General features: G+C 35.0%; 13 protein-coding genes and 1 pseudogene. 11 read left to right on the forward strand and 3 right to left on the reverse strand.

All coding sequences use genetic code 11. The annotated features are described in order from the left end of the window. Positions 1-146: 146 nt before the first annotated feature. The gene (locus ONG78_RS04755; RefSeq protein ID WP_264377798.1) at positions 147-8792 is read left to right on the forward strand and encodes an ankyrin repeat domain-containing protein; all 8646 of its coding nucleotides are present in this window, start codon (positions 147-149) and stop codon (positions 8790-8792) included. A 337-nt stretch (positions 8793-9129) separates the two neighbouring features. On the opposite strand, the gene ONG78_RS04760 is transcribed toward ONG78_RS04755, so the two are convergent. Beyond that, positions 9130-10071, reverse strand: coding sequence for an Rpn family recombination-promoting nuclease/putative transposase (locus tag ONG78_RS04760; RefSeq protein ID WP_264377799.1), 942 nt, complete (start codon positions 10069-10071; stop codon positions 9130-9132). A 113-nt stretch (positions 10072-10184) separates the two neighbouring features. On the opposite strand from ONG78_RS04760, the gene wmk reads away from it, so the two are divergent. Next, positions 10185-11093, forward strand: coding sequence for a WO male-killing family protein Wmk (gene wmk / locus ONG78_RS04765; RefSeq protein ID WP_264377800.1), 909 nt, complete (start codon positions 10185-10187; stop codon positions 11091-11093). Positions 11094-11280: 187 nt separating this feature from the next. Beyond that, positions 11281-11976 carry a JAB domain-containing protein gene (locus ONG78_RS04770; protein ID WP_264377801.1) on the forward strand — a complete coding sequence of 232 codons (696 nt, stop codon included), beginning with the start codon at positions 11281-11283 and terminating at the stop codon, positions 11974-11976. A 44-nt stretch (positions 11977-12020) separates the two neighbouring features. Here ONG78_RS04770 and ONG78_RS04775 read toward each other — a convergent pair whose 3' ends face one another. Continuing rightward, on the reverse strand, positions 12021-13259 hold the full coding sequence (locus ONG78_RS04775; RefSeq protein ID WP_019078875.1) for an IS256 family transposase: 1239 nt from the start codon (positions 13257-13259) through the stop codon (positions 12021-12023). A gap of 105 nt (positions 13260-13364) precedes the next feature. After that, positions 13365-14774, reverse strand: coding sequence for a group II intron reverse transcriptase/maturase (gene ltrA, locus ONG78_RS04780; RefSeq protein ID WP_264377598.1), 1410 nt, complete (start codon positions 14772-14774; stop codon positions 13365-13367). A gap of 510 nt (positions 14775-15284) precedes the next feature. On the opposite strand from ltrA, the pseudogene ONG78_RS04785 reads away from it, so the two are divergent. From ONG78_RS04785 to ONG78_RS04820, 8 genes and pseudogenes are all read left to right on the forward strand, one after another. Continuing rightward, a pseudogene (locus tag ONG78_RS04785) lies at positions 15285-16283 on the forward strand (DNA-methyltransferase); the annotation flags it as partial. Further along, on the forward strand, positions 16271-16747 hold the full coding sequence (locus ONG78_RS04790; RefSeq protein WP_264377802.1) for a hypothetical protein: 477 nt from the start codon (positions 16271-16273) through the stop codon (positions 16745-16747). The pseudogene ONG78_RS04785 and the gene ONG78_RS04790, both read left to right, overlap by 13 nt. Positions 16748-16749: 2 nt before the next feature. Further along, positions 16750-18210 (forward strand): ankyrin repeat domain-containing protein, encoded by a 1461-nt coding sequence (locus tag ONG78_RS04795; protein WP_264377803.1) that lies wholly within the window; start codon positions 16750-16752, stop codon positions 18208-18210. Further along, a complete protein-coding gene (locus ONG78_RS04800) occupies positions 18207-20045 on the forward strand; it encodes a phage terminase large subunit family protein (protein WP_264378069.1) in 1839 nt (612 codons plus the stop codon). Before ONG78_RS04795 ends, ONG78_RS04800 begins: the two co-directional genes overlap by 4 nt. After that, positions 20035-20250 (forward strand): gpW family protein, encoded by a 216-nt coding sequence (locus ONG78_RS04805; protein WP_253309294.1) that lies wholly within the window; start codon positions 20035-20037, stop codon positions 20248-20250. Before ONG78_RS04800 ends, ONG78_RS04805 begins: the two co-directional genes overlap by 11 nt. Before the next feature lie 26 nt (positions 20251-20276). Then, positions 20277-21308: a PDDEXK nuclease domain-containing protein gene (locus ONG78_RS04810; protein WP_253309293.1), complete on the forward strand. Its 1032-nt coding sequence runs from the start codon at positions 20277-20279 to the stop codon at positions 21306-21308. Next, positions 21308-22726, forward strand: a complete 1419-nt coding sequence (locus ONG78_RS04815) for a phage portal protein (protein WP_264377804.1) — start codon at positions 21308-21310, stop codon at positions 22724-22726. The genes ONG78_RS04810 and ONG78_RS04815 overlap by 1 nt, the downstream gene beginning before the upstream one ends. After that, on the forward strand, positions 22723-23760 hold the full coding sequence (locus ONG78_RS04820; protein WP_264377805.1) for a S49 family peptidase: 1038 nt from the start codon (positions 22723-22725) through the stop codon (positions 23758-23760). Before ONG78_RS04815 ends, ONG78_RS04820 begins: the two co-directional genes overlap by 4 nt. Positions 23761-23772 lie beyond the last annotated feature (12 nt).

Consider the following 23772-nt stretch of genomic DNA (forward strand, 5'->3'; position numbering starts at 1 on the left):
GCACTGGAAGCCCAAAACTGTAAATAAAGCAGCCTAAAAATAAAATACCAAAATATGCATTATAACTTGCTTTGCCGATCTTGACTAATTACTATATGAGAAGCTTGATATAGTTAGATTTTTATGTAAAACAAGCGGGGGTTTTTATGCTGAAGGTAGAACACCAAATAGATTATTCAAAAAAAGAAGGGGTGAATTCACAGGTCGTTAAGCCACTGGAGGAAGAACAGCGTATAAGACAAGTTAAAAGATCTTCTCAATATAGCCAGGAGCAAGATTTACAGCAGCAACTTGATAGTAGGCCTAGCTTAAAGCGCTTTAAACGTTCAGATGATAACTTAAAGTTACCAAAGAATTTTAAGGTAGGACAAGCGATTGCAGATGGAAACTGTTTCTTTGATTCGTTTAGACAAGGACTAGAACAACAATTAGGAATAAAAGTTACCGTTAAACAACTGCGGCAACATTGTAAAGAGTTTGCACAAAATAATCCACCAGAATGGTTCATAAATGCTATTGCTAACAGTCATGATAATAATGGTGTGGTGCGTAAGGAAACTCCAGATTCTTATACAGGAAATATTCTAAATAGCAATAGATGGGGTGATCCTGAAGTTGAAGGTAGAATACTTTGTAAAAAATATAGAGTAAAGCTACATGTTATTGAGAAGCATAATGTAGATGGAGAAGAGGTACGTACAGATCAAATCATAGATAGTGAAAGTTCTAAGCCTGTAAATAGTATGAATTATAATGAAGAAAATACTATACACGTAGTAAACGGAGGTAATGCACATTTTGAACCAGTACTTAATAAAGCAAAAATAAGAAATGCAATCCAGCAAGAAAATCATCTATCTTCTTCTTATAATTACCAGCCTGTTGATTCTATTAATAATAGAGCTGATTCTTCTCAACCAGGAATTCCTAGTCAACAAACTTCCCTTGATAGTCAACCCAATCAGCCAAACATTGATAATCAAAGAAAATCTTACGTGTCACAAGTTAATACCAATAGTCATGAAAATATAGAATTAAATAGATTTTTACTGCTGTCATCTAGGGAATCATTCGAGAATGAGTATCAGAAACTTCATACTAAAAATGAAAAAATTATTCATTATGATACAGAGAGGAAGAAGTATTATTATATTAATAATCAAGGAAAAGTTGACATAGATGTAAAAGACATTGGTTATAAAAAAAGAAAAAATCTTTATCTTCAAACTTTAAGTGAGCTTGAAAAAACGATACAAGCAGGAGATATTAATAGATTAAGAAATTTAAGTAAATTAATTAGCTTCATACATGGAATAGAAGATAAGACATTGATAAAAACATTTTATAATGATGACAGTAACCCAATTAGAAATACCAATTTGATCATTTTAGCATGTAAATATAATCAGCCTAAATTGCTTGATTATCTGCTCAATCAATCTCAAATTTTACATTATTTATCTAGTGAAGGCCATATAAAACAAGTTGATATGAAGAAGACAGCATTCTATCACGCTATGTGTTCTGGTGATGTTAAATTGCTTGAAATGCTTTACGATTACTGGTCTGGTGACCTTCATTGGTTAGGACATAAAACAAGATATGATGAAAGTCATGTAGTTGAAAATTTAAAAGTATTGAATCAATTACTAATTAATGCTCGTGATGATTATGAGAAACAATTAGAGATTAGAAAAGGATTACCTCAACAAATGTTAGTTGATATTTACAGTATAATTAAATTTAATTCTTTTCAAATTGAGCTATATAGTGAACTTAGCAAGTTAAGAGCTAATAGTAAGATTGGTACCACGGATCCTTCTGAGGCTATCACTAGAAAACATGAGATTGAAGCTATAAAAAACATGATTCTTACTATTTTCCGTGTGTATGAAAAATATTCAAATGAAGACGAGGCTAGGTTACGAAAATCTTCACTTAAAGATGAAGCAGGAATAAAAGAGCTTTTGCTAGATAAAAGCACATTATACTCGAAATACATGTTATACACAATGTATGAATTATACTTTCGCAAACTAGATTTTAACGTATCCTTACTAATTTTAGATAATTTATACTTGCTAAAGCAAAGGTTAAAAATGCCAGGTAGGTCATATCAAAAAATAGAATCTAAGCTATACCATTTTATTTATCACGTTAGTGAGGGTTGGGGCTTTTACTTACCTAAGAGAAGAGAAAAATTAACAAGTATAGATATAGGGCTTCATAAAGGTTTTTTTGTTGGTGTAAAATCAACTATTGATCAAGACAGATTAGGTTATAGTGCAGTAATATATCTCGAAAAAAGAGATTTTCAAAAATGCTTATATAAATTTAAAGATGAGCTTGAGAAGACTAGTATTATAGATAATATCAGAGAAAAAGTAACTAAGATGCCTGATGAGGAAACGAACAGTTTGACGCTGTTGCCATATATGAGAGATGATTTTTCTCTTAAGAAAATTTTATATTATATGAAAGAACTATCATCAGTAGACTTAAAAATGGAAAAGGAATTTGGTCAGTTAATTATTGAGAGAATTTTGCAAGTAATTGGAGAATTTCTTAAGAGTACTGATGAATCTCTTCATTTATCACCTGCTACAGAAGCGTTACTTCAAGTAGAAATACCTATAGAAACAATTAGACAGCTAAAAAGCTTAAGAGATTTGTTATCTCATGTGGATAAAGGACAATTACTCACAAGGATAGAGATTGAAAAAAACAAAGGTGATATTTTTGATAAAGTTCATGAGGACTTACAGAAAATAAAAAAAGGAATTAATGAAGTTATTAAGATTCATAAACCGAGAGTAGATAAGGCATTAATTCAAAAAGGGATAGATCTTCTAAATGAAAGGATTAAGGAAATGCCTGAAGAAGTACGGAAGCCTGAGGTGCTTATTTATTCTAGCATGGTAGGAGATATAATAAATAATTATGGTTATTTTTTTAAGATGTTTCAGGATGGTTTTTTCAGGCGCACTTGGAGTCACACTGGTCTTTCAATGCAACTTCTGAAAGAAGTTACGTTAATCTCGGTTAATCAAAACATGCTGGTAAAAAAAAGAGAGAGTGCTAGGAAAAGTATTAACGGTATTATGATGAGTAAGTTTACACAATATATCAAAACTATACAACACATACTACAACGTATTGACAATCATAATAACAATTGGGATCATATTAAAGGTTTGTTACTTCAATTAAAAGTTAACATTAGTACACTGGATTATCCCAACGAAGAAGATGTAAATAAAATCAGGAAGGAATTGAAGGGTGGTGACATAACGTTGGAGAATAAGGAAGGAACCTTATCACCTATAAGGGAAAAATTGAAGCTAGTTGGAGATTTAAAGCCGCAGTGGAACTTTATTAAAAGATTACTAGAGTTTATAGTGAAAGAGGTTGATTTTTTTGATTCTAACCCTCTTGAAATAAAAGGTAGTTACTATACAGGTTATTTTGAACATAGCATTATTAACAGTTTCCCTAGCAAAGAAGGGGTGAGGAGTATTAATCTCCTCTTGGAAATGATAGAGGGAGAGTTGTATAGAAATGGTCATAGTCATAGTGTACCTCCAAAAACTGTATTATTACTTGAAAGCGATGAATTTAAAGGAATAAAAGAGTTAGAAAATATGCTAAATAAGAATAACTATGTCACTAAAGAGGAAAAAGATATTGTATTAAATAATATTTCCGCTGAAAAAAAAGAGGTTGGTTCTGCAAAATTAAGATTGATTAGCCATTATAATAAGAAAGTTACCTTGGAAAGAGATGAATACGAAAGGTTAGTCAATATATTGGAGATCAAAAAACAAAGTAAAGGGGAATTAAAATCTGGTTATAGTGATACAGAAAATTTTATAAGTCATCAGAGTGTAGTAAAAGACTCCCATAGTAATTATGAAAGCCTATTACAGAAGCTAAATGAAAATGTTCCTATTGATAGAAAAGATCACACAAAATTTGTTACATCACTTAAACTGAATAATAAATCAGAAAAAATACTGTTGAACCTAGTTATTGGAGAAAAGCGAGATCCTAAGCTTCTTGAGTGTTTAAGTAATAGGGTAACTCTATTAAAAAAAGTTTTATTAAACACGAATGAGACACCAAAAAATCAACTAGTATTACGCTACATGCATGACAAAAAGTTTCGAGCACTAGTAGAATTACTTCTTATTGATTTAATGAATATTTTGAAAGAAAGTAAGCAAAAGAAATCACTGAATAAAATTTCTAAGTTGCTGGCCGAGATTAATTTGCGTAATATCTTAGAGCATGGTAATCCCTTGCTTGAGATAGTTGGTAATGTATTAGATTCAAATGATTTACCAACAGAACTAATCTCTAAGGCTTTAACATTTACTGAGGATGAAAAATCAATTAATGCTCTTTGTGCATTAATCGGAGAGGATATAGATCCTGTTAAAATTAAAAACAATCAGATAGATATGCTGAGTCAAGAGCGGCAGAATTTAGTTAATGAATTAAAAAAAGCCAATAAGTGGCAGGATTATTTAAAGCTCATTCCCACAGATTATCAGCAACAGAGCCAGCAAGGAGGGAGCAAAGTATTGAATCAAGTTGATGATCAAAAAGCAAAAGATGAGGGATTACTTAAGGCTGTAAAAGAAAAAGATGCCAGTGGTACTCGAAATTTTATTGATCAAGGAGCAAACGTTAATTTTATTGATGGTCATGGTAAGGCATCTATGCACTATGCTGCTATGAGTGGTAACAAAGAAATAATTGAAGTGCTACTAAAAAATAATGCTAATATAAATATTGCTGATAAAAAAGATGGCAGAAGTCCGTTACACTATGCTGCTATGAATGGTCACGAAGAAGCAGTGAAAATTCTACTGGTAAAAGGTGCCAATATACGCATTACTGATAAAGATGATAGGGGACCATTATACTATGCTAATCAACGTAAACATGAAGATATTTTTTTTCTACTTGCTCGTGATTTAACTGTACAAGTTGGTTACTCTCTAAAAGAATGTTTACCAGGCTCAAGTCATAGGAAGAAAAGAAACGCTGAAAATGAATGTTTATTTACGTGGGAAGATGTAGATGAGTTTAACGAAGAAAAAGATGAAATAAGAGATCTCAGTAAGATTAATATAGATAGTAAGAAGTTCATTCGTTATCTTGAAAATCTACCAGAGGAAAAACGTTCTCAGCTTATTCAATTAGCAAGTGAGGTTAAAATTGGAGGTAATTCTCAAGGCCTTGTGAGTAAGCTTATCAGTAATCAAAAAGTTATGAGTCATCTGAGTAGAGTTGGAAGAATCTCAGGCATGACTATGCATGGCATGATGGCTAAAAATGTATTAGCTGACTTTTTAAATGGAGATTATCAAGGTGTAGCAATTAATGTTGGTTTTATAGCAGGTGGTCAAGGATTTGCTAAAGTTGCTGAAGCTGCATCTCTCAAAGGGCTTAAATTAGCTTCAGAAGGAAAGTTATTACTTGGTAGATCTTTAAGAGCAGCATCTCCTTTCCTTGCTCGTGGCACTTCTGCCTTTGTTGTCTATGACCTAGTAAATCAGGTAAAAGCATTTAAAAATGGTACTGAAGAAGCATTGGTTGGCGTAGTAGGAGATAGTATTTACTTAGGTGTTGATGCTGCAGAGATTGGTATAGAAATTGCTGAAGCTTTTGAGGTATTAGAAGGAGTATCATCTATTACTGGACCTATAGGAGCTACAATTGGCGCTGTAGTATTTGTTGGTACTGATATTTACATGGCAGTAAAAAGAGTTGATAAAATTGACCAGATTATTCATCTTAAGGGAAATGAAAGATTTATTGAAGGGTTGCGTGCATTTATTGGTATGCAACCTGAAAAACATATAGAAGAGTTAATAGAAGAAAAACAACTTTATAATCAATTAGTTAAACAAGGACTTGAGTATTTAAAACAACATAGTGATATTCAAAGCTATGTCTTTCCTACTGGTAAGTCGGTTGTAGATTCTTGTCGTAAAGTATCATATAAAACAAGTATATGTGACAGCGGTGGATTGGGAGGTAGATGTTTAAAAACACGTACAGTTACACGTTATGCTGAGGAATGTACAACCAAGTTTGAGGTAGATTTAGACAATACAGTACAGCTTGATAGAAAAAGAACTGATATAAAATGGAGCAGAGCAAAGCCAGATAATCCAAGTGGTGGAGAATTGTTTTGTTTACCTCGAGGAAATCATGAACGTGTTCCAAGTTATGGATCTTATTTATGTGAAAATGCAATTGGTTTATCTACTAAAACAGGGAATCATACTCTCATTAACTTGGGAGAAGGTACAGATCATGCAAAAGGATTTATAGATAGTCCGAATATCTTTGTAGTGAATAATGGATCTAAAAGATATTTCGGTGGTAATAAAGACGATATATTTATTTTACAGGGAAGCTCTATAACAGGATATTTTTATGGAGAAGGTGGAGTGAACACTTTAGATCTTACATCATTTGCTCCAGAAAAAGAATCTATAGATGTAAAATTACATATAGGACAGGTTGAAGATTATTATCGAAAAAACTTTTTTGGAATGAGTGGAATAAATAAGTTCTTAGGTAGAAAAGCTAAAGCAGATCAAGTGTTTATTACATGCGATAGTGATACTAGTGATATTAAGTTTGTAGATGGCCAAAGTGGTAGTGAAGGATTTGTAGATCACATAAACATACATGACAAGGATTGCGCTTATGAGATGCAAATAGTGGTAAGGCCTAATACCGTTATATACAATCGAGCATTGAAAGGAGATTTTCACTATATTGTACCATATGCACTTGGTAGCGCTAAAGTTGATTTCATTTATACTGCTGAAGCATTGAACTTAAATAATACTTTTGCATTTGAGTATGAGCCTGCTCAGATAAAAAATGTCGACGTGAGAAATATAAATGTACTAAATAAGACTTCACATATAATCACGTTCAATTTTTCACCAATGTCAGACAAGGAATTTAATATAACAATCTCTGGTGCATCTAATCCTTCTTATAGACTAGGTAATAATACTGAAATAAAAGTAGGAAATAGGGGCAACCTGTATATGCTTGAGAACATTAATAAATCAGTTGATGAAATTATAAAGGATTACTTAGTTGTAGCAAATCGACTAAATAGAATGTCATTCTTTATACAATCACTATTAAGCAATGAAACTGTTGCAATAGGAAGTGGAAATTACGAGGTAATACATAATAATCCACTACAAAAGAGTCACTTAGTGGGCAATGGTGGTGAAAATGTATATGTGATTGATTCTAAAAGGTTTGAAATTCCTCTACCTGAAGTGGTTATTTATGACCTTGATGTAGAAAGTTCAGTAGATACAATTGACTTGAAAAATTTAGTACAACAAGCAAAAGGTAAGTTCTCAAATAGTTTTGAATTACAAGTTCTAAAATCTGCAAATGATTTGTTATTAAAAGCAACAGTAACTGAAGTAAAGCCAACTGAAGATTTGCCTGTCAATAAAATAATAAAACATGAGTATTTTACTGTGAGATTAAAAGATGGGATTAATTGGTATAACAAGACTCATGTGATTATGGACAATGTTCCTATGAGAATTAACCTTGATAACAATGAGTGGAGTTTAAAACCATTACCTTTAGTATTTGAAAAGGATAAAGAAGTTATTATTGTAACAAGTCAAGATGTAGAAGAAAATACAGAATTAATAACACCTAGAAAAGGAGGAAACTATACGTTTGTTCGTAGTAATAGTAATGATCTAATGATAACGAATGCTTTTGATGCTAGTATTACTAAGAATGACCTATGTAGTATTACACTCAGTAAGTTTTATGAAGAACCTAAAATGGGAACATTATCAATAAAGTTTGCTGATAAAGAAGTAGTCTTGAAAGAGCATCAGGAAGAAATAAGTAGTGCAAGAGACGTGAATGTTGTGAAAAAAGAATATAAGGATCAAGTCTATAATGATGTCTTCAATCATACAAAAAGTAGTCCAGAAGTTATTATGTTATCTGACCAACCTATGGCTCACAAGCATAGACATAGCAGACGCAGACAGCAAACTCGTCATCGTCGCAGTGAGAATATTACAAGTAATGGTACAAGACCATCTTCATGGATAAATGATTTATTTGGTTGGGTAAAAAGCTCAATAAGTGGATTATTAAGTTCTAAATCTGAGGGAACGTCAAATACTAAGAGTTCAATCTCACAAGTTGATGCAAAAATGGATGTAAATGGTACAATAATGTTGCTTGACGTGCTTGTAAGAAAGTTTACGGGTAAAAAATATATATCTGGAGCAGATCAATCTGTACCTTTATTAGAAGCAAGAGGTTATGCACTCAATATTACAAAGGGATTTGAGAAAGTAGTAGAGCAAGCTGGATTAAAAAGTGGTGTATCAATGCATCGATTAAATATTGATTATATAGGAATGCAGAAAGAGATTACTAGAAAAGTCATGAGTGGTAAATTTAATGAAATTTCAGGGATTTTAAAATTGTATGTAGAGAAAGCATGTCCTGATGAAGAAGCTGGTAAATTAAGTCCGAAGAAATTTGACAAGTTTATAGCTCAATTTAATAAGGGTCTGCTAAATCAATCAATAGAGCAGATATTACACAACAGGGATGGTAGATTAGAAGTTGATGATGCAAAGCAAATGAGTTTAGAGCCTCAAAGTTATTTAAGTAATGCTTCAGTTCACAGCCATTCAAAAGTATCAACTTTTCTTTCTGAGATAGGAGTAACCAAGCTTAGGGGTAATCTCAATAGGTGAGTTATAATATAAGGGGTGGAGCTATAATATGCCAAGTAGTGGAAAATTTAAAGTGAGGGTAGCCAAAATAATTAGGGAAACCAGTAGCAAGTTTGATAGTCTTAATACTAAAATGGATGAAGTAGACATTAAATGCTAAGTGGTTAATGTGTTTTCCATATTGAACTTACAGCACATAGCTTTGATATAGAAGTTTGGGTAACGTTATGATAGTAATTTATATAATTCTATGTGCAATCTTTATAGCCATTTTAGACAGTTCACTAGATTCTTAATGAGGGGATATTTCTAACTTAGAGAAGGTTTTCATAAATGTTGAAGTGAATAAGTAGGAATATTATGTTTTTTCTTTGAGTTGTGAAATTTCAGAATGAGAGAGACCGGTAATTTGAGCTATAACATCTATAGAGACACCGGCCTTGAGTGAGTTTTTTGCAACTTCAATTTTACCTTCAATTTTACCTTCAATTTTACCTTCAATTTTACCTTCAATTTTACCTTTTTGATGGCCGATTAGAATGCCTTTTTCTTCTCCAACCCTAACACCTTCATCAAATTTTTGAGCAAAAGCAGCCACTTCATCCATTAGACGTTTTTTCCTTTGCTCGTATGCTAGTAACTCTTCTTCTGACCAATTAAACTTATTCATCTCTTCATAAGCTCGTTTTATTATTACGTCACTACCAACTATCTTATCTAGATCCTCTTCCCTTGTTTCTCCTGCATATCTAAAAAAGTAACACCATTTTTCTACTATATTTTCTAGTTGGTCTTCTTTTGTCTTTATAAATTTTGGTAGTTCTATGAATACGAAGTAAAAATCCTTTAAGTCATGTTCAAAGCTATTTTGATCTAAAATGACATGATTAGATTTGTACTCAGCCTTATCTGGAAAAATAATACAATCAGCAACAGCAATAAAGATAATTTCTTTGAGGTTATGATAATCATCACCTTGATCAGCTTGACTTGAGTAGGCTTTGGCAGCATAATATTGAGCACGTTTTTCGAAGCCCTTGGTCTTAGTGAACTGCATTTCTATAATATATCTTGAACCTTGAGAGTCTTTACAAAGAACATCGACAATACTCTGTTTTTTAGCGGCAATTTCAGGGTCTAAAATGGTAGCTAAGAATTCAACATCGTGAATAGCAGCCAAGCCAGTAAAGCCTAAAATATCGTTCAAGAAATGAATAAGAATATCTTTATTCTTCTCGGTGCCAAATATTCTTTTGAAGGCATAATCGTTGCGTGCATCAAGAAATTTAGAAAAAGCCATGAGAAAGTAAGATAAAAAGCATTAATGATTATACACAATTGTGAAGAAATATTCAACTAAAATGCAAACATTTTGTATATCTTTATTTTGTAGTATTAACCTATATAATATTTATGGCAAATATCTCGATAAGGTACCAAATAGCGCAAAAAGTAAGGAGCTGGAGGTTAAAAAGAAAATATACCCTAAAAGATTTAGCAGGCAAAGCAAACATAAACTATCATACACTGATAAGATACGAGCAAGGAACATGTGGCATTCCAACTGAAAAGTTAAAAATCCTAGCAGAGGCGTTATCAATTCCTATTAGAAATCTCTTTCCAAGACGAAAAGTGCTAAAAGAGAGCAGTTGTTTTGATGAAGCTAGGAGCCAGGAAATGTATAATTTTATAGAAAAATACAAAAGAATAGAAGGACGAAAAGCAATTTATGCATTAACCAAATCTATCCGAACTGAGGAAGAAAGTAATATAAAAGCAGCAAGAATAAGAATTGCAAAAGATCTAGTTAAGGCAGGGTTTGCTACTGAGATTATCTATCGAGCAACAGGCTTATCAATTGAAGAATATGCTGATAAAGAGAGATACGAGCCAAACAGAGGGCAAGAGATCAAGAAGTGGAGAATAATCAGAGGATATACACAAGAAGAGTTAGCAAAAAAGCTTAATGTGGGACCCTCGCAAATACATCATTATGAGCAAGGTAGCGTTACTCTTTTAAGTGAAAGGTTGTGGGAGATAGCAAGAGAATTATCAGTGGATACTGAAGATCTGATAAAGGAATACAAAAAAAATGATTGCAAGGATGGTGAAGCAGAAAATGAGTTATTAGGTTTGGCAAGAGAATATAGAAAAATTGACAATCAAGAATCACGAGATGAGCTAAATATATGGGTAGAATTTCTATTGCAAAGAAAGCAAATTTACAAAGAGAAGATTGATAAAATAGAGGGAATGAAAGTTGCAAATAATTTACTTCAGTTAGGTTTTTCTACTGATGTTATTTCTAAAATAATTGATTAACAACAACCTTTTTACATAACTTGAAAATAAATATGTATTAATATCTTTACCTATTCATGAAAAAATAAGTAAAAAAGATTGAAAAATTGATTTGACTTCACTCGGAAGCTATGGCTCTATGCCAATGCTGATAAAAAACAGCAGTAAACAATTAAAAACAATTTGTTATTAACGAGGAGTATATTTTATGAATAATAGTGAAAAACTTACAGAAGAAATAGAGAGAGTATTACAGAGTGGAGGAGGAAGTGCTCTGTTTGATCGTGAAATAATGGCAGTGCTTCTAGGAGCAGTTCATGACAGAAAGCAAGCACAAGATGTTACTAAAACTTTAATGGATAATTGCCCAGGAATAGGAGAAATTTTAGGACGAGAAATCGATGATCTGAAAATGATAGAAGGAATGACCGAACATGCAGCCGCAGCAATTGAATGTGTTAAAGAAGCTTACAAGAGGGCACTAAGAGAAGGGTTAAAGAGAGGCCCGGTAATGGATAGTCAAGAAAAGCTGATAGAGTATGTAAGGGTAAACATAGGCTTTTCAGCAAAAGAAGCTGTTCAGATAATATATTTGGATAAACAGAACCGTTTGATAAGAGATGAAGTTTATTTTGGTACAATAGACGAAGTACACCTATCTGAAAGGAAAGTGGTAAAAAAGGCGTTATCAATGGAAGCAGCATCAATAATATTAGCTCATAATCATCCAGGAGGGAGTTTGGAACCGTCAGAAGATGATAAGGTTATGACTAGAGAATTAGTATCAGCATGTCAAGGAGTGGGAATTGAACTAGAGGATCACATTATTATGACAGACAAAGGATATTGCAGTTTTAAGGAAAGAGAGCTGTTAGTAGGGTCGAGAACTGGCGCGCCTCTTTAGGGTTTGGTGGGGGAGTGTTAAATAAACTGTGTCAAACCGCATTTTTAATTCAACTCAATTTTCAATCTGTTCGGAAAGAAAATATCAAGTTGAGACACGGTTAATGCCCAATTTTGTACAGACATTGTCCATTTCTCTTCCACCTTTTTTATAGCACAATATACCTGTTTGTACAAGGCACTTATGCTGGTAAATGAGCCCTTGGTTTTGGTAAATTTTCTGATTTGTCTATGCAGGCCCTCAATTGGATTTGTAGTGTAAACCAGCCTTTTCACTGGGTCAGAATACTTAAAATAGCCAGACAAATTTTCCCAATTATTCTGCCAAGACTTTATAACCATTGGATATTTCGTGCCCCATTTTTCATCCAGCTCCAGCAAATAATTTTCAGCAATTTCCTTGTTTGAAGCCTGATATATTTTCTTCAAATCGCTCATAAAACTTTTCACATCTTTGCTAGACACATATTTCAGCGAGTTCCTTATCTGATGCACTATACATAGCTGCACCTCTGCATTAGGGAACACGCTATTTATAGCCGTAGGAAAGCTTTTCAGCCCATCTACACAAGCAATTAGAATATCCTCTACACCCCTTTCTTTGAGGTCATTTAACACACCGAGCCAAAAGTTAGCTCCCTCACTTTCAGCCAAATAGAAGCCCAAAACCTCCTTTTTGCCTTCTTGATCTACACCTAATATGTTATACATGCATTTGCTTACACACCGTCCGTCTTCTTTGACTTTGAAGAACATGCCGTCCATGAAAACTATCGGATATACAGACTGCAGCGGTCGACTGCGCCATTCATTTATCACTGGCAGTAATTTGTCGGTAATGCTTGATATCTCTGCCGCTGATATTTTGTGGTCATAAATTTCTTCAACATGCGATGCTATATCTTTGTAGCCCATGCCACTTGCAAACATACTCAGGATCTTTTTTTCAAGCTCAGGATGTAGATTAGTTTGCCTTTTCTTAACCGCCTGAGGTTCAAAACTCCCATTTCTATCTCTTGGCGTGAAGAGTTCAAATGATCCTGAACTTGTATTCAAAGTCTTTGAATTTCTACCATTTCTTCGGTTGTTTTCTTCGCTTTCAGTTGACAAATGGTTTTCTATCTCACCTTCCAGGCTCACCTCTAGCAGTTTTTTTATAAATGGTGTTAATGCACCATCTCTTCCTGTCAATGGTCTTCCTTCTCGTATAGATGATAAGATATTTGTTTCTAATTCTTTATAGTCTACCAAACCGGTAGTTCTATTTGCTATTTTTTGACTCATGTCAAACCTCCATTTTTTATATCAATTTATTACTTTACTTCTCGGTTTGACACAGTTTATTTAACACTCCCTTTGGTGGCTGATCCATTATTTTCATGTTGGTCCTCAATCCAAAATTCCCATGTTTACGTTTCCAATTCCCGCCTCATCAAACGCAGCATGCGGATTTCCCGCACTACGCTTTCCTAGTAGATTCTTACCAAAGTTTATAACATATTGTGCTGGTAAGGCTTTCGGAACGTAATATCTTATTCTATAGTCCGAATATAGACCAAGGGTCTCATATATACATTCGCTACTCCACCTTTCCCAACCAAATCCTTTTGCTTTTCTGGCTTGCATCATATTGCGTCTTGTTTTCTTCTCTACCCACTGTTTAACGTAGCTGAAGCTTCGACTTGAGTTTCCTATTCTAAAGTAGTTTACCCACCCTCTCAATATTGGATTGATGATCTGAATCACTCTCCTTATTGGTTGCGATTTATAGTTACTGAATACCTTCTTCAACTTTTGAAGTAGGCTTGTTCGTGTTTTCATCTGTGGTGTTATCTGTACTCTCCACTTTCCTTGTTTTGTAATTTTCTTTCGAAAGTCAAATCCTAGAAAGCCGAATGTTTCTCCTCTCTTTAGATTGGCAATTTTTGTCTTTTCTTCATTTACACTTACTTCTAGTTTTGCTAATTCTTCTTGTAACCTTTTGTACACTAATTTCTCGAGCCATTCCCATCTCTGGTGCCCATCTATCAGTATCACTAAATCGTCTGCCCATCTGGCGTATTCTATACGTTGATATTTTTCTTCCCTGGTCACCTCTTTTGCTCTCTCTAGCATTTTGTCTACCTCATTGAGGTATATATTGCTCAACAACGGTGAGATCGGCGACCCTTGCGCTATTCCTCGTTTTCCTCCTACCTTAAGGATTAGCTTGATCAAGTGCATGATTTCTTTATCATTTATTCTCTTGGCAATTTTCTCCATGAGAATATGATGTCGTACGTTATCAAAATAGGATTTCAGGTCTACATCAATACATTTTGTATTGCCTTTGATTGCTGCTTTCGCTACTCTGCTTACTGCTTCATGCGCTTTTCTCTTGGGTCTATATCCATATGATCCGTCCTGAAAGTCAGATTCATATATCGGTTCAATTATTAGCTTTAGTGCACTTTGCACTATTCTATCCCGGATGCAGGGTATGTTCAACGTTCTGAGTTTTCCCCCAACTTTTGGTATTTCCTTTCTCCGGTTCCTATTTGGGCTATAGGTTTTGGTTATTAGTTCATGTCTTATTTGCTGAAGATACTTTTCTAAGCCTTCTGCCTCTATCGATTTGAATGTTACCCCATCAATTCCTGGTGCCCCATTGCTTTTCTTTGTTAGCTTATATGCTTCTTCTAGTGTCTCCATCTTGCAGACGTGTACATAGATTCCCCAGAATCGCCATTCCGGTTCTGCTTTCGCTTTGATATATATCTTTCTTCTCAGGTCTTGTAATTTTATTGGCATTTTTGTCATTTTTACCTTTACCTTCCTTTTGTTAAAAGATCTCTACTAGTAGGGTGCCTTTGCTCCATGGGCGTTACCCCACTTCTTCGCTACTACACACCCATCCGCCACCCTTTCATCTTCGGTTCATTTCCTGTTTTCCAGTTATAGAACCTACCACTCCAAGGTTTTTCTCCTTGGGATGAGGAGGGTTTCTCCAGTTGCTTTATATGTCCTTATTACCATGCTGCCACTATCACCCCGCTAAAGTAGGTATGCTGTATCATTCGTGTTTCAGCCTCCTATATTGCTTTCGCCCTGGTTCAGTGGGCTCGGCCTTTAGTACTTAGAGTTTTTCGGGGCCACCCATGTGTTCGTTTTCACTGCGGCCTGGTAATTCGCCATTATCCTACGATAACGTTGTCGGTAGGCTTCAACATTTTGGTTTCCCTCCACATTGCTACCCTAGCTACAGGACTCCGACTTTTATCCTGGTGGGTCTGACTCCCACTGAACATCTTCACCTTCTCTGGACACACTGAACCACAAACTAAAGCTTTTCGGTTACTTGCCAATCAATCAGCTAATTGGGCAAAGTGGGATGATGATCTTTTAAAGGTAGAAATTCAAGAGCTAGAAGATTTGCAGTTTGATCTTAAAATGACAGGATTTGAATTGGAAAAAGTTCAACGGTTTCTCGATGATTTTGATGGTGAAAAAGAAGATCTTTCTGACTTAGCTATTGATGACAAAAAGGTAGAAATAACAAAACCAGGTGATCTATGGATTTTAGGTGATCATCGAATCTATTGTGGTGATAGCTCTGTAGTTGAATCATATAAAGCGCTTTTAGATGGTAAAATGGCAGATATTACTGTTTGTGATCCTCCATATAACGTTGATTATGGTAATAGCCAAGACAAAAAGATATTAAATGATAATCAAGGTGAAAAGTACGAACTTTTTCTCTATGACATCTGTTCCCATATTTTAGCATATACGAAAGGTGCAATTTACATCTGCATATCATCATCAGAGTTTTCAACGTTGCAAAAAGCATTTGAGGAGGCAGGAGGAAAATGGTCAACATTTATCATTTGGGCAAAGAATCACTTTACGCTAGGTAGATCAGATTATCAAAGACAATACGAAGCAATGCTCTATGGATGGAAAAGCGGCAATAAACGTGAGTGGCATGGAGGAAGAAATCAAAGTGATCTATGGTTTTATGATAAGCCAATACATAACTCACTGCACCCAACAATGAAGCCAGTAGAGCTAATGGAGAGAGCAATAGTTAATAGTAGTAGATCTGGAGACATAGTTCTTGATCCATTTAGCGGCTCTGGAAGTACACTGATTGCATGTGAGAGAACAGGAAGAATTTGTAGGACAATAGAGCTAGATTCAAAATTTGTAGATGTAACCATAAAACGTTGGCAAATATATACCAGAAGAGATGCCATTTTAGCCGGTACTGGCAAAACTTTTGCACAAATTCAAGAAGAAATAAAGGGGCAAAAAAAGTGGAAAAGATAACGCAAACAGAATGGGCAAGAGAACAAGGATTTTCAAAGCAATATGTCTGTTATTTAGTAAAAAAAGGAATAGTTGAGTTGGAGGATGGTTTGGTAAGTAGAGAACAAGCAAATGAAGCAGTGGCAGCAATAAGAGATCCAAGTCAACCACTGAGAAGAAAAAACTATTCAGAAAACGGAGAAAAACTTTCCACGATGTTGCTTAAAACGCGAATAAAAAATGAAATGGAACGTGGCAAATTGCTTGAGGCAAAGGCAAAAGCTGAGATTGGTGAACTTGTAGCAGTAGAGGAAGTAAAGCGCGAAGCATTTAATGTAGCAAGAGTTGTCCGTAATAATTTGCTTAATATTCCAAATAGAGTTTCAGCACTGCTTGCATCACTGAGTGACACTGAAAAGATTCATATGACGCTAACTGAAGAGATTACAAACTCACTTGAAGAATTATCTAACGCTAAATTTTAATAATGTCTGCTAACTTAAGTTTAGAACTAATAAAATGCCTCATTAATCAACCTGGATTAGATGTTAATGTTAGAGGGTTAAACGGAAAAACACCACTACATTGCGCTATAGAATTTGACGAATTAAGTATGGTGGACTTGTTACTCACGAAGAAGAACATTAATCCTTTTGTAGAAGATAATGATGGTAAAACATCTCTTGATTACGCCAAAGAGGGGAAAAAAGCAGAAATATTACAAGCACTAATTAATAACAAATACGGATCAGAACAAGATAACTTACTTCATTTAGCTGCAATGATAGGTGAAGTTAATGCAGTTAGATATTTGATAGGAAAAGGTATTGACGTTAATGTACGAAATGCTTTGCATCATACTCCATTACATCTAGCAGCAGGAATAGGACATGCAGAAGTTGTAAAGATCTTGATAAGAGAAGGAAAAGCTGAAATAGATGTCTTTGATGGACGAAATCAGACACCAATGCACTATGCAGTTAATAACAAGAAGTTGGAGATAGTAAAGTTATTACTGGAGCTAGGAGCAGATGTAAATAGCGCACGTGTAGGACAAAACTCGATGAAATTATCACCTGTGCATATAGCTGTAAGTAATACTAATTACGATGAAAGGGATTTATGTCTTGATATTCTCAAATGCTTAATAAAGGAGCCTAATGCTCAAGTCAATTTGCAGGACTACGAAAATAGAACACCTCTACATTACGCTGAAAGACTTAAAACAATAGAGGTCTTACTAACGCGAGAAGATATAGACCCTCTGGTAAAAGACGATAGCGGCAAGACACCATTTGATTACGCTAAACCTGAGATAAAGAAGGCTTTGGTGAGTAATAAATACGGTTTTGAAAAGAATAGTCTACTCCATTTAGCTGCACAAATGGGAGAAATTGAGATTGTAGATGCAATTTTAAAAGAAGAAATCAATATTGATATTGTAAATAATAAAGGTCTATCACCGATTTACCTTGCTGCGGAAAAAGGGCATTTACATGTAGTAAAGTTATTGCTGAAAAAAGGAGCAAATTATACACATGTTCTGCACTTAGCAATCAAGTCAAATAATTTAGAATTGCTAAAAACTTTATTTAAAGAAAAGAGCATCAAATTACCAGACGAGATAGGCAAGTCTGTACCAGTTTATTATAGGTGTATAGAACATAGAGATGCAAAAGTAAGAAAATACAATAGTGTGATCTGTGTTTTTACCTCAGTAAGTGCAGTAGCAATAGCGGTATATATAGGGTTAACAGCAACAACAATAAGCAGTGCAATCATTTTTGCAACAACAACAGGGATATTTGCGATTATTATAGCACTAATGATAAGTGAGATGAGCAAAAGATATATAGAAAACGAATTTCAGAAAAAGATGTTTATGGAATTGGAGGAGTGTAGTTCTACTGTTAATGATGTTGCAATTGTGAGTAGATGCAGACAATGATATACGCCACATCATTTTCTGAAGGTTTAAGACCAGATCCCCAGCTTAAAGTATCAGAGTGGGCGAATGAGTATCGAGTTCTAGCACCAACTGCAGCATCAGAGCCAGGTAAATGGAGAACGGAAAGAACTCCTTATTTAAAAGAAATCATGGATTCACTATCTCCATCTTCTCCAGCGGAGAAAATAGTATTCATGAAAGGAGCGCAGATTGGGGGAACAGAAGCTGGTAACAATTGGATAGGCTATATCATCGATCAAACACCAGGGCCAATGCTAGTAGTACAGCCAACAGTTGAAATGGGAAAACGTTGGTCGAAGGGAAGATTTGCACCGTTAATAGAGAGTACGCCATGTTTAAAAAGTAAAGTAAAAGACCCAAGGTCAAGAGATTCGGGCAATACTGTGCAAAGTAAGGAGTTTCCAGGTGGAATAGTAGTAATAACCGGAGCAAATAGCAGTGTAGCACTGAGATCTATGCCAGTAAAATATCTCTTTCTTGATGAAATAGATGCCTACCCAGGAGATTCAGGAGGAGAAGGAGATCCAGTTTTACTCAGCATAGCCCGAACTAATACATTTGCACGACGAAAGATTTTTTTAGTATCAACACCAACGATTCATGGAATAAGCAGAATTGAGAAAGAATTTGAAGCTACAGACAAGAGATATTTTTTTGTACCATGTCCGCATTGTAATTATTACCAAATTTTAAAGTGGTCACAAATAAAATGGGAAGATAAAAATCCAAATACAGCACACTATATGTGTATAGAATGTGGTGAAAAGATAGAAAATCATCAAAAGACAGAGATGCTAGACCGTGGAGAATGGAGAGCTACAGGGGCAAAAGAAGGGGAGAAAAAAGGATTTCATCTTTCAAGTCTTTATAGTCCAGTAGGCTGGTATAGTTGGCAACAAGCAGTAGAGGACTTTCTCCATGCAAAGGAAAGCGAACAATTACTGAAGGTTTGGATAAATACTACGCTTGGAGAAACCTGGGTAGATAAAGGAGAAGTACCAGATTGGAAGCAATTATTTAACAGGAGAGAATTTTTTCCCGTAGGCACAGTACCAAAAGGTGAAGTGGTTCTCACAGCAGGAGTAGATGTCCAAAAAGATCGGTTAGAAGTAGAAGTTGTAGCATGGGGAAAAAGCCGTGAAAGTTGGTCAATAGACTACCGAGTATTTGAAGGAGATACAGGAGGAGGAGAAGTATGGGGAAAGCTTTCGGAGCTCCTCAATCATCATTTTATTGGTGAAAATGGTCTTGAATATATGATAAGTATGATGGCGGTTGATGCAGGGTATGCAACGCAGGAAGTGTATAATTGGGTAAGGAGTCATCAAGGCTCTGGAAGAGTAATGGCAGTGAAAGGTGTAAATAAAGCACTAGTACCACTTAGCAGCCCAAGTAGAGTAGATATAACAGTTGGTGGTCAAAAGCTAAAGAGAGGAATAAAGCTCTGGCCAGTAGGAGTATCGATATTAAAGTCAGAGCTTTTTCAATTACTTAATATTTTAAAAGAAGAAGAGGGAAAATCTCTACCTGGATATTGTCATTTTCCAGAATATGCACCTGAATATTTTAAGCAGTTAACGGCAGAGCAATTGGTTAGCAAAGTGGTGAAAGGATACACCAAACAGGAGTGGCAAAAGGTAAGAGAAAGAAATGAAGTATTAGACTGTAGGATTTATGCAAGAGCTGCATCTATTGCGCTTGGAATCGATCGTTGGCCAGAGAGTAAATGGAATAGTTTAAGTGAAAAACCAGAAAGTAAAAAGCCTAAAAAAGTAAGACAGAGTAAGTGGCTTGGTAATCAAAATGTACAGTGAAGAATATTTAACTCAAGTTGAGAAAGCAATTCAAAAACTGCAAAGCGGAGAAAGAGTAGTATCAATTGCATATGGTGACCATGTTGTCCGTTATGCAGAAGTAGATATAAATGATTTACTAAGCTTAAGACAACGTATTAAAGCTGAACTGAAAACCGTAGCCAAAAGAAAGATTATTTTTTCAACGAGTAAAGGGATCATATAATAATAAAAATCGTTGAAAGGAATTTTATGACAAAAGTTATAGCAAAAGAATACACAGAATTTTTAGAGCAGCTAAAAGAGCAGATTGCTACTAGTCGTTATAAAGCAGCATTAGCAGTAAATAGCAAACTCATTGTGCTTTATCACTATATTGGTACAGAGATCTTAAGGCGCCAAAAAGAACATGGTTGGGGTGCTAAAATCATAGATCAGCTAAGTAAGGATTTAAGAAGCGCATTTCCAGAAATGAAGGGGTTTAGTGCTAGGAATCTTACGTATATGCGCCAATTTGCTGCAGAATATCAAGATACTGAATTTACGCAGCAGGTTGCTGCACAATTGCCTTGGTTTCATATTGTAGTTATTTTAGATAAAGTAAAAGATCGAAAAGAAAGACTATTCTATTTTCAAAAGGCTATAGAGCACGGTTGGTCACGTAGTATAATGGTGATGCAAATCGAACGTGAATTGCACAAACGTCAAGGAAAAGCTGTTACTAACTTCAAAGATAAATTACCTTCTCCGCAGTCAGATTTAGCACATTATACATTAAAAGATCCATATATTTTTGATTTTTTGAGTATAGGAGACGATGCTCACGAAAGAGAAGTAGAAAAAGGTCTTGTAGGCCATGTGGAAAAATTTCTGCTAGAGCTAGGGGAAGGATTTGCATTTGTTGGTAGGCAATTTCACTTAGATGTTGGAAATAAAGACTTTTATATTGATTTATTGTTTTACCATTTAAAGTTACGTTGCTTTGTAGTAATCGAGCTAAAAGACAAAGATTTCAAGCCAGAGTATGCAGGTAAAATGAATTTTTATCTTTCAGCCGTTGATGATTTACTAAAGCACGAAACAGATCAACCATCTATAGGATTAATTTTATGCAAGTCAAAGGATAACGTACTAGCTAAGTATACACTGAAAGACATAAATAAACCGATAGGGTTGGCAGAATATAAAATTACTGAAAATCTACCAAAGAATATAAAGGCAGCTTTACCAACAGTAGAAGAGCTAGAGGCTGAGTTATCCAAAGTTTCAGATAAAGAAAAGTAATGCTACTCAAATCATTCAAGCAACTATTCAATAAACCAAAACCAAAAAGTTCTGCATGGGACGCTGCAGGATCAGGAAGAAGGATAATGTATTGGCAAGAAGAAACAGGAAGCATAAACAATTTGCTGTCTCAAAGCCTTGAGCACTTACGTAGTCGATCACGTGATATGGTGAGAAAAAATCCATATGCAGCAAATATCATTGATACAATAGTAAGTAACTCTATTGGAACAGGAATAAAACCGCAATCAAAAGCAAGAGATGGAGAATTTCGAAAGAAAGTACAAGAATTATGGCTGAAATGGACAGATGAAGCAGACAGTGGCGGAGTAAGTGATTTTTATGGATTACAAGCTCTAGTATGCAGAAGTATGATAGAGGGAGGAGAATGTTTTGTACGTTTAAGAACGAGAAAGCTAGAGGATAGATTTTCTGTACCATTGCAACTGCAAGTACTTGAGTCTGAACATTTAGATAATAAAACAAATCAAACTTTAGCAAATGGTAATGTAATAAGAAACGGGATTGAGTTCAATAGAATTGGGCAGAGAGAAGCATATTACTTATTTAGAGAACACCCTGGTGAAAGTACCTTTGGAGAGTCAGTAAGAGTGCCAGCAAATGATGTTTTACATATCTATAGACCACTAAGACCTGGGCAAATTAGAGGAGAGCCATGGCTTTCTAATATACTACTAAAGCTTTATGAGCTTGATCAATACGATGATGCAGAGCTGGTGAGAAAGAAAACTGCAGCAATGTTTGCTGGATTTATTACAAGACTTGACCCAGAAGCAAATATTTTAGGTGAAAGTGAGGCAAATGAGCATGGAGTAGCACTATCAGGCCTAGAACCTGGTACTATGCAACTACTTGATCCAGGTGAGGATATAAAGTTTTCAGAGCCATCTGATGTTGGAGGAAGTTATGAAGCATTCATGAGACAGCAGCTAAGGGCAATAGCAATAGGCACAGGGATAACATATGAGCAGCTAACAGGAGATTTAACCGGTGTTAATTATTCATCAATCAGAGCGGGATTAATAGAGTTTCGTCGTCGATGCGCTATGCTGCAACATAACATTATAGTATTTCAGTTTTGCAGACCAGTATGGAGTAGATGGCTAGAGTTAGCAGTACTTTGTGGAGAACTCTGTATAGATGAAAAAGTAGTAAAAGCAGCGAAAGAAGAAGTAAAATGGATACCACAGGGATTTGATTGGGTGGATCCACTGAAAGACCAGCAAGCACAGCAAATGGCAGTAAGGAATGGATTTAAGAGTCGAGCAGAAGTAGTATCAGAAATGGGTTACGATGTAGAAGAAATTGACCAAGAAATAGCAGAAGATCAAAGACGTGCAAGCGAACTGGGCTTAAGTTTTGATTCTGAGGTTACTGCAAATCAAGAGGTGATATGAAACAACAATGGCTAAACAGATGTGTAATGGTAGAACCAAGGAGTTTTGAGTTACTGTCACTACAAACAGGAAAGCAGCCTATCTTTAAAAATATAAAACATGCAGTAAGAAATAGTGAAAGAGGAATAATACCGATACATGGCATTTTAACTAAAAAACCTGGTGCATTTGATGAAATGCTCGGAATGACATCATATGAGCAAATAGAAGAACAAATTACACAAGCATTAGCAGATAGTAGCATAGAGACAATTATGCTGGAAATAGACAGCCCAGGAGGGGAAGTAAATGGAGTGTTTGACCTAGCTGATTTTATTTATGAATCAAGAGCAAAAAAGAGAATTATCGCAATAGCAAATGATGATGCATACTCTGCTGCATATGCTATAGCTTCTAGCGCTGAGAAGGTATTTGTGAGCAGAACTTCTGGTGTTGGCAGTATTGGAGTAATAGCAAGTCATATAGATCAAAGTAGATTTGATGAAAAGCAAGGTATTAAGTACACCACAATCTTTGCTGGTAGTCGAAAGAATGATTTAAACCCACATGAGCCAATGACGTCTGAAAGTCTGGAAAGCTTACAAAAAGAAGTAGACCGACTATATGAAATGTTTTTGCAGCTAATAGCAAGGAACAGAGGTCTTTCAATTGAAAAGATTCGATCAACAGAGGCAGGGCTATATTTTGGGGAGAAAGCAGTAGAAATAGGCCTTGCAGACGGAATTACAATTCTTTCATCTATTAATAAAAACAGGAGTATTACTATGAATGAACAAACTACAAATGACCTAGAAACTGATAATTTAACCAAGTATCGTACTGAAGTTCTTGAATTAATACGTTTATGTAATTTATCGAAGGTACCAGAAAAGATAGAAGAATTTATTGAGCAAGGCGTAAGTGTTGAGCAAGCCAGGGAAGTTTTAATGGAATTACTTGCAGAGAGAACGAAGAAGACAGAGATACTGAGTGCAATACCACAGAATTCAGGAGAAGATTTAATGATACAGGTAGCAAGAAGTCGTAGGAGTTAAAGTATTTTTATA

This window comes from Wolbachia endosymbiont (group B) of Philonthus cognatus, assembly GCF_947179345.1.
In the GTDB taxonomy this organism is placed as follows: domain Bacteria; phylum Pseudomonadota; class Alphaproteobacteria; order Rickettsiales; family Anaplasmataceae; genus Wolbachia.

Coding starts and splice junctions, on each gene's coding strand:
- ONG78_RS04755 (WP_264377798.1), top strand. CDS start 147: ATGCTGAAGGTAGAACACCAAATAGATTATTCAAAAAAAGAAGGGGTG.
- ONG78_RS04760 (WP_264377799.1), bottom strand. CDS start 10,071: ATGGCTTTTTCTAAATTTCTTGATGCACGCAACGATTATGCCTTCAAA.
- wmk (WP_264377800.1), top strand. CDS start 10,185: ATGGCAAATATCTCGATAAGGTACCAAATAGCGCAAAAAGTAAGGAGC.
- ONG78_RS04770 (WP_264377801.1), top strand. CDS start 11,281: ATGAATAATAGTGAAAAACTTACAGAAGAAATAGAGAGAGTATTACAG.
- ONG78_RS04775 (WP_019078875.1), bottom strand. CDS start 13,259: ATGAGTCAAAAAATAGCAAATAGAACTACCGGTTTGGTAGACTATAAA.
- ltrA (WP_264377598.1), bottom strand. CDS start 14,774: ATGACAAAAATGCCAATAAAATTACAAGACCTGAGAAGAAAGATATAT.
- ONG78_RS04795 (WP_264377803.1), top strand. CDS start 16,750: ATGTCTGCTAACTTAAGTTTAGAACTAATAAAATGCCTCATTAATCAA.
- ONG78_RS04800 (WP_264378069.1), top strand. CDS start 18,207: ATGATATACGCCACATCATTTTCTGAAGGTTTAAGACCAGATCCCCAG.
- ONG78_RS04805 (WP_253309294.1), top strand. CDS start 20,035: ATGTACAGTGAAGAATATTTAACTCAAGTTGAGAAAGCAATTCAAAAA.
- ONG78_RS04810 (WP_253309293.1), top strand. CDS start 20,277: ATGACAAAAGTTATAGCAAAAGAATACACAGAATTTTTAGAGCAGCTA.
- ONG78_RS04815 (WP_264377804.1), top strand. CDS start 21,308: ATGCTACTCAAATCATTCAAGCAACTATTCAATAAACCAAAACCAAAA.
- ONG78_RS04820 (WP_264377805.1), top strand. CDS start 22,723: ATGAAACAACAATGGCTAAACAGATGTGTAATGGTAGAACCAAGGAGT.